Consider the following 3,064-nt stretch of genomic DNA (forward strand, 5'->3'; position numbering starts at 1 on the left):
TCGTTATCATCACGACCAGACCCCTTGGGTGTTATAGGGTCAAGCCTCACGGGCCATTAGTACACGTTAGCTCAACGCCTTGCAGCGCGTCCACACCGTGCCTATCAACCAGCTGGTCTCGCTGGGCCCTTCAGGAGGCTCTAGGCCTCAGGGATGTCTCATCTTGAAGGGGGCTTCCCGCTTAGATGCTTTCAGCGGTTATCCCGTCCGCACATAGCTACCCGGCAATGCCACTGGCGTGACAACCGGAACACCAGAGGTGCGTCCACTCCGGTCCTCTCGTACTAGGAGCAGCCCTTCTCAAACATCCAACGCCCACGGCAGATAGGGACCGAACTGTCTCACGACGTTCTAAACCCAGCTCGCGTACCACTTTAAATGGCGAACAGCCATACCCTTGGGACCGACTTCAGCCCCAGGATGTGATGAGCCGACATCGAGGTGCCAAACACCGCCGTCGATGTGAACTCTTGGGCGGTATCAGCCTGTTATCCCCGGAGTACCTTTTATCCGTTGAGCGATGGCCCTTCCATACAGAACCACCGGATCACTAGAACCTGCTTTCGCACCTGCTCGACGTGTCTGTCTCGCAGTCAAGCACCCTTATGCTCTTGCACTCATTGCACGATGTCCGACCGTGCTGAGGGTACCTTCGTGCTCCTCCGTTACGCTTTGGGAGGAGACCGCCCCAGTCAAACTACCCACCACACACTGTCCTCGATCCGGATAACGGACCTGAGTGAGAACGCCAATGATGCCAGGCTGGTATTTCAAGGCTGGCTCCACCCGAACTGGCGTCCGGGTTTCTAAGCCTCCCAGCTATCCTACACAGGCAACATCAGCGTCCAGTGTGAAGCTATAGTAAAGGTTCACGGGGTCTTTCCGTCTAGCCGCGGGTACACCGCATCTTCACGGCGATTTCAATTTCACTGAGTCTCGGGTGGAGACAGCGTGGCCATCATTACGCCATTCGTGCAGGTCGGAACTTACCCGACAAGGAATTTCGCTACCTTAGGACCGTTATAGTTACGGCCGCCGTTTACCGGGGCTTCGATCAAGAGCTTCGCCTTGCGGCTAACACCATCACTTAACCTTCCGGCACCGGGCAGGCGTCACACCCTATACGTCCGCTTACGCGTTAGCAGAGTGCTGTGTTTTTACTAAACAGTTGCAGCCACCTGGTATCTTCGACCGGTTCTCGCTGAAGCCGCGAGGGCTCTCACAATACGCCGGCGTGCCTTCTCCCGAAGTTACGGCACCATTTTGCCTAGTTCCTTCACCCGAGTTCTCTCAAGCGCCTTGGGATTCTCACCCTGACCACCTGTGTCGGTTTGGGGTACGGTCGCACATGATCTGAAGCTTAGAGGCTTTTCCTGGAAGCGTGGCATCGATGACTTCAACACCGTGGTGTCTTCGTCTCGTCTCTCGGCCTTGAGCGCCCGGATTTACCTGAGCCCTCAGCCTACCGACTTTCACCAGGACTACCAACGCCTGGCTCACCTAGCCTTCTTCGTCCCCCCATCGCAATCATGTCCGGTACGGGAATATTGACCCGTTTCCCATCGACTACGCCTTTCGGCCTCGCCTTAGGGGCCGACTCACTCTGCTCCGATTAGCGTCGAACAGAAACCCTTGGTCTTCCGGCGAGGGAGTTTTTCACTCCCTTTATCGTTACTCATGTCAGCATTCGCACTCGTGATACCTCCAGCGAACTTCTCAATTCACCTTCATCGGCGTACACGACGCTCCTCTACCGCTCATTCCTAAGAATGAACCCGTAGCTTCGGTACCTGGTTTAGCCCCGTTACATCTTCCGCGCAGGCCGACTCGACTAGTGAGCTATTACGCTTTCTTTAAAGGATGGCTGCTTCTAAGCCAACCTCCTAGCTGTCTGAGCCTTCCCACATCGTTTCCCACTTAACCAGGATTTCGGGACCTTAGCTGACGGTCTGGGTTGTTTCCCTTTTCACAACGGACGTTAGCACCCGCTGTGTGTCTCCCACGCTCGCACTCACCGGTATTCGGAGTTTGCCTCGGGTTGGTAAGTCGGGATGACCCCCTAGCCGAAACAGTGCTCTACCCCCGGCGGTGATACGTGAGGCGCTACCTAAATAGCTTTCGAGGAGAACCAGCTATCTCCGAGCTTGATTAGCCTTTCACTCCGATCCACAAGTCATCCAAATCTTTTTCAACAGATCCTGGTTCGGTCCTCCAATTGATGTTACTCAATCTTCAACCTGCTCATGGATAGATCGCTCGGTTTCGGGTCTATATCCAGCGACTGTGTCGCCCAGTTAAGACTCGGTTTCCCTACGGCTCCCCTATACGGTTAACCTCGCCACTGAATATAAGTCGCTGACCCATTATACAAAAGGTACGCAGTCACAGAACAAGTCTGCTCCTACTGCTTGTACGCACACGGTTTCAGGATCTATTTCACTCCCCTCTCCGGGGTTCTTTTCGCCTTTCCCTCACGGTACTGGTTCACTATCGGTCAGCCAGGAGTATTTAGCCTTGGAGGATGGTCCCCCCGTCTTCAGTCAAGGTTTCTCGTGCCCCGACCTACTCGATTTCACATGATCAGACTTTCGACTACGGGGCTATCACCCGCTACGGCCACGCTTCCCAACGTGTTCGGCTAGTCAGTCTCATGCTTAAGGGCTGGTCCCCGTTCGCTCGCCGCTACTGGGGGAATCTCGGTTGATTTCTTTTCCTCAGGGTACTTAGATGTTTCAGTTCCCCTGGTTCGCTTCCCCCACCTATATATTCAGTGGGGGATACTCATCTGTTGATGAGTGGGTTTCCCCATTCAGAAATGCCCGGGTCACAGGTTGTTTGCCACCTCGCCGAGCCTTATCGCAGGCTTCCACGTCTTTCATCGCCTCTGGCTGCCTAGGCATCCACCGTGTGCGCTTCATTGCTTGACCCTATAACCCGAAGGGGTCTGGTGTCTCGCAATGATAACGATTGCCGGATACGCTTGAGACGTATCACAAAACAATTACGTATGAACGTCTTAAAAAACGTTCATGTCAGCATGATATACATTGTTAAAGAGCGACTG

Annotated in this window: 1 rRNA gene; it reads right to left on the reverse strand. The window is 54.3% G+C overall.

The window, feature by feature from the left end:
• Positions 1-35 precede the first annotated feature (35 nt).
• A 23S ribosomal RNA gene (locus tag QC816_RS18245) occupies positions 36-2,927 on the reverse strand.
• Between the last annotated feature and the right edge of the window lie 137 nt (positions 2,928-3,064).

Source organism: Vreelandella janggokensis (genome assembly GCF_031451615.1).
Classification (GTDB): domain Bacteria; phylum Pseudomonadota; class Gammaproteobacteria; order Pseudomonadales; family Halomonadaceae; genus Vreelandella; species Vreelandella janggokensis.